This window comes from Rhizobium leucaenae USDA 9039 (genome assembly GCF_000426285.1).
Classification (GTDB): domain Bacteria; phylum Pseudomonadota; class Alphaproteobacteria; order Rhizobiales; family Rhizobiaceae; genus Rhizobium; species Rhizobium leucaenae.
The window spans coordinates 28,265-33,397 of record NZ_KE384517.1 but is presented as its reverse complement, the minus strand read 5'-3'; the positions used below and the strand labels follow the sequence as shown (position 1 = coordinate 33,397).

At 62.0% G+C, this 5,133-nt stretch carries 1 protein-coding gene; it reads right to left on the bottom strand.

Translation table 11 applies throughout. From position 1 onward, the window contains the following. The coding region (locus tag K290_RS0133540; RefSeq protein ID WP_028755435.1) for a T1SS-143 repeat domain-containing protein at positions 1–5,133 on the bottom strand (5,133 nt) is incomplete at both ends.

The window sequence follows — 5,133 nt, the reverse complement described above, 5'->3', positions numbered from 1 at the left end:
CGTCTGGGTGGTGATACCGCCCTGGCCGTCGCTCACCTGAACCGTGAAGCTTTCTTGCGGATGATCCGAGGCGTTCAGCGGATCGGCCTTCGACTGATCCAGCGCATAGGTCCAGGTGCCATCCGCGCTGACGCTCAGCGTGCCGTAAGCGCCGGTGACCGATCCGCCCGGATTGGCCGTCTGGCCGCTGCCAGCGACGACCGACCACGTCAGCGACGGGCTATCGACATCAGCCCCGGTCAGATGGCCGGAAACCGTATTGTGAGCGCTGTCGTCGGCAACGCCGATACCGGCCTCGGTCACCCCACCGCTGGCGCTATCGCCGCCGACGAGCGAAATCGTCGGTGCGTCGTTCGTGCCAATGACCTGGATGCTGAAGGTGCCGCTGGTTTTGCTGCCGTCGCCGTCTGTCACCGTATATCCCACCGAGAGGATCGATGTGTGGCCAAGCGACAGAGCATCGAATGCGGTGCCCGGCGTGACGACGACATGGCCTGCATCGATCGAAACCATCGATGTGCTCAGCGTCAAGCCGGCGAGATCTCCGGCGGCGCTGACGCTATCGACATGGATCGCACCGCCTGGGGCTGCTCCATCGGCGCCGAAAGCAATGGTGCCGGCAGAGAGCGTAAAGGTTGCATTGTCGTTCTCATGCATCGATCCGACCAGAATGGTGCTCGCGATCGGCTTATCATCGGCGATGTTGAAGGTCAGGGTTGCAGTCTGGCTTTCACCATCAATCGGCGCGTCGCTGACCCTGACGGCGAAGGAGTCATGGTTGCTCGCCCCGCTCGTGGTGCTCGTCAGCGTATAGGTGTAGTTGATGGCTGTCGTGGTGACGCTGAGGATATGCAGCGTTCCGTAGACGCCCTGGATGGTGGCATTGGTATCGCCATTGGCGATTGTGGCGCCGACGTTGAACGTATGGCCTGCGATTGTCACCGTCGAAGGTGCATCGCCTGCAGTGATTGCGATGCTACCCGAATGGACATTGGCGACGCCAGCCGTCCCCGTACCACCCGGCAAGCCGCTTTCGCTGACGCTTGATGCCAGGCCGGCTGAAGAGATTGTCGGAAGGCTGTCCGTGGCCGACTGCACGACGATGGTGACGGAGCCGCTGCCCAAGGTAACGGCATCGCCATCGAAATCCGTCGCCGTAACGTATTTCGAGAAGTCGAGCGGCAGCGTTTTGCCGCCGTCGATCGCATGGTAAAGGTCGAATGTGGCGTGACCGCTCGCAGGATCGACAGCCAACGTGAAGACCGTGACGCCTCCGGCCGAGCCGGTGATCGTGTGTCCATCCGTGCTGGCGAGCGTGATGGCCGTGCCGTTGTAGGTCAGCCCGGTACCGCCCGTCAGGTTACCGGAAGACGTTCCAGCGGCAACCGTATTCACCGACCAGGTCAACGGGCTGTCGGCGCTGGCGTGAACCAGCGAGGTCAGATCTACCGTCGTCTCGGCCGGATCATGGGTGGGCGTCGTCGTCGTGTCGGTGACATGGATGTTGTCGACCGTGACCGTTAGCGAGTTGTCATGCGGATCGATCTCGAGCGACGTCAGTTGTTTGCCTTCGAGGGCAGTGCCGGCAGCCGAAAAGGTCGTACCGGTAGTCGTCACCGAATACGTATGACCTTGCGCATCGGTGCCGATGATCGTGACCGTCTTGGACGACGGGCCTTTGTGGTCAAACACACCGATATCCATCTGTGTCACGACAAAGGTCGTTCCCGTGTTGGAAACGAGCACGATATCACCACCCTTGGACGAAGAGCCTACCTCACCGCCGCTGACGCTGCCTTCGGTCACCGTCAGTTTGGCAACCGAAGGGTTCACCGTGTCGAAATCGACGGTGTAAGATCCAGTCGTCACCACGGGAGCATTGATCGCCGTTTCCGAGACGGCCGCGGAAACCGAGGCATGATCAACCAGCGTCGGCACGTCGTCGATCACATCGACCGAGAAGCTCTGCATGCTGCTCGTGGTGTCGCCGTCGCCGTCATGCCCGGCAACCTGGAAGGTCAGCTTGATATCCGAGAGGTTGGCTTGACCGTTGACGTCGTCGAGCGACTTGTAAAGCGTGAAGTTGTAGGCGCCGCTAGCGTGGCCGCTGTCCTGGGACAGGACAACCTTGAAGACCCAGCTCGACTGGTCGGCGGCATTGCTGCCGGTGTAGGCAATGAGCGTCATGCCGCCGCCGCTGAGCGAATAGGACAGAGCATGGCCACCAGAGCTGAGCTTGGTCGCATCAAGCGTCTGGTTATTGCCGTAGCTTGCGGAGAAATAGCTGCCATTCGAACCCGCTACGAAGGTAGCAGCATGGGCGGCCGGGCCGTCAGCGCCGAAGGCGAGATTGAGCGCAACCGTGCCAGTGCTGATGCCGGAGGGCGACAGCGAACCTGAATTCGTCAGAAGGTCATGCTCGGCAAGCGTCTTCGTCGATATGGCACCGCCGATCGACGGGCCGTCATCATCGAAACGAATGCTGCTGCCGATGGAAACGGACTTGGCGACGGTGTCGCCGTCGCTATCGGTCGCGCTCAGCACCGCCGAGAGCTTGCCGGTGAGATCGACCGTATCGCCGTCCGACTTCGACGTGTTCGGGTTGGCGAGCGACATGTACTGGGCGATGCTGACCTTGCCGCTGTTGTCGAGGCGGATCGCAAAGGCGATCTCGCCGTCGGCGATCTTGCCGACAACCGTGCCGTCGGCAAGCTGCGAGAGCGTGATCGCCTGACCAGCAGTCGTCTGCAAGCCGGAGTCGGCATTGTCGATATGAAGCGTCAGGCTGCTCGTCGTACCCGACGCATCGTCGGCGCCCATCGAGACCGATGGCGAGACGACGTTGTGCTGAGCGTAGACCGTCGACATATCGGGATCGGTGCCGCCGGTGATGCCGGCAAACAGGCTCTTGACCGCATTGCTGGCGTTGACGTCGTTGTCGCCGCGGCCGCTCTCGTCGATCGTGATCGAGCCAGTGAGGGCCAGATCGACCTTCGGCGCGTCATCGACGATCGTGACTTTCAAAGCGCCGGTCAGCGTCACGCTGTCGCCGTCGCCGTCAGTTGCCTGGATGACGGAACCGAAGTCGATGGCCGAGATCGAGCCATTGCCTGAGCGCAGGTCGTTGCCGGGACCAGCGACGTTGTCGAGTTGATCGTACTGCTGGAAGGTGAAGCTGCCGTTGCTAGACAGCGACAATGACAGGACAGGGCGGTCGAGGAGCGGATTGTAGCCGCTGTGGTGGTCATTATCGACATAGCCGATGATCACGTTGTTGACGACGGCATAGGAGAGCGCTTCGCCACCCGAAGTCAGATGCAGAGCGCTAAGCGTCGACGCCGCATTGGCGGTGAAGCTGAAGCCGCCACCGACTGCTGCGCCATCAGCACCGAAGGAAACGGTGGACGCGACGGAGCCGGATACCGTGGCCGCAAAGCCGAAACCGAACAGTGCGGGCTGTGAGGACGATCCGTCATGCGTGCCATCGAGCGCGCTGTTGCCATGCGACAGGAGATTGTAAATGTCGCCTTCGTCAGCCCTGACCGCAACGGTCGTGCCGGACGCAACCGGGACGTCGTCCGTGATGGCAATCGCCAGCGAGCCCTTCGCTGTATCGCCGTCGCCATCCGTGACAGTGAAGCCGAAATTCAGCGTCAGGCTGTCTTCGGTCGTCGATGACGTCGAATGAACAAGCGGCGCATCCGCGGTGAAGCTGTAGGAACCGTCCGAATTGATCGTCAGAACCGCAACGGTAGCATGGCTGGAGGCACCGGTTGCCGTCCAGGTCGTCACACCGTTCGCTGCAGACGACGTCCAGGACACGGCTTCCTGATGGCCGATGCCGTGGCTGTCGACGTAGATCGCCTTCAGCGTCGGCAGGCTGTCCATCGACACGCCCTTGACACCATCGGCACCGGCGGAGAACAGAGCCCCTGCGTCGCCATTGATCGTCTTCGCGTCGGCGGCGCCATCCAGGTTGCCATGTGCTTGCGCATCGTCGTTGAGCAGCGTCGAGGTGGCATCGACCTTATAGGCGATTGGCGCGTCGTCCTTGACGGTGACCGTCAGCGAGCCGCTGGCCGTATCGCTGTCACCATCGGTGACGGTGAAGTTGAAGGTCAGATCCTGCGTATTTTCCGCGGCCGCATGGACGACCGGCGCACTGAGCGTGAAGCTGTAGGAACCATCCGTGCCGATCGTGAGGGTCGCGACCGTCTGGCCGCTGTCCTTGCCCGTCGCGATCCAGATCGTCTCGCCGGCCGCCGCCGTCGTCGGGCTGCCCCAAACGACCGACTCGACATGGGCAAAGCCGTCCTTGCCAGTATAGATGGCGCTGAAATCCGTCGTCGCTCCGAGCGTCACCTGATGGACGCCATCAGCGCCGCCCGAAAAGAGCGTGCCGCTCACGCCGCTGACCGTGTCGGTATCGGTTACCGCGTCGGGATTTCCGCCCTTCAGTGCGTCGTCGTTCAACGTCACGCTGCTAACGGTGACGCTGTTTGCCAGCGGCACGTCATCCGCAACATGCAAGGTCAGCGAGCCGGTCGAAGTATCGTTGTCGCCATCGGTCACCGTGAAGGCGAAGGTCAGCGACAAGCTTTCTTCCGTCGTGCCGGAGGTCGGGTGGACGAGCGGCGCGCTGGTGCTGAACGTGTAGGAGCCATCGGCCCTGATGGTCAGCGTTGCGACGGTCTCGTGATTGGCGCTGGAAGCAACCCAGGTCGTCGCACCGCCAGAAACCGTCGGCTTGCCCCAGGTAACGTCTTCCTGCTGCGCAAATCCGTTGGCATCGACATAGATCGTCTTCAGAGCTGGAAGGCTGGACTGATCGATCGAGACGCTTGCAGAACCGTCGGCGCCGGCGCTGAACAGGGCGCCAGCAGCGCCCGAGACGCTGTGGGCGTTGGCATCGTTGGCATCCAGGTTTCCGCCGATCTGCGCATCGTCATTCAGCGGCGAAGCCGTGTTGTCAATCGTCTGAGCAATAGGCTTGTCGTCGGCAACGGTGATGGTGAAGGTGTTCGCGGCGGTATCGCCGTCGGAATCGGTTGCCGTGTAGCCGAAGGTCAGGGTGATGGCATCCGAGCCCTTGGCGTCATCGAGCGACTGCACCAGCGTGAAGTTATAGTGGCC